This is a genomic window from Bacillus sp. SIMBA_074 (genome assembly GCF_046534555.1).
Taxonomy (GTDB): Bacteria; Bacillota; Bacilli; order Bacillales; family Bacillaceae_G; genus Bacillus_A; species Bacillus_A mycoides.
In genome coordinates this window covers 1-265 of sequence record NZ_JAWRYM010000662.1, presented here as the reverse complement: position 1 = coordinate 265, position 265 = coordinate 1, and the positions used below count along the sequence as shown (strand labels likewise).

Below are 265 nucleotides of genomic sequence, written 5' to 3'. Positions count from 1 at the left end.
CTGTGCAGGATTATCATTCCTGTGCAAAATGGAAATTAGTTCAAGGGAAATTCAAGTGGGCTCCACTCACGCAGCTCCAATGTACGTGCTCCCTCGACTATTACTGGGTCGGCTTCTGCCAATTTACGGGCTTCCTCCAGTGATTCCGCCTTGTAAATAACAAGACCTCCCTGTTTATCAGTGAATGGACCTGCCATAAATACGATTCCTTGCTTGTACAGATCGTTTACATACTCCAAGTGAGCTGGTCTTACCTTTGCATTTA

Annotated in this window: 1 protein-coding gene; it reads right to left on the bottom strand. The window is 45.3% G+C overall.

The window, feature by feature from the left end; genetic code table 11:
* Window positions 1-35 precede the first annotated feature (35 nt).
* A partial coding sequence (locus SB773_RS32415) for a YciI family protein (protein WP_410594482.1) occupies window positions 36-265 on the bottom strand: 230 nt, incomplete at its 5' end.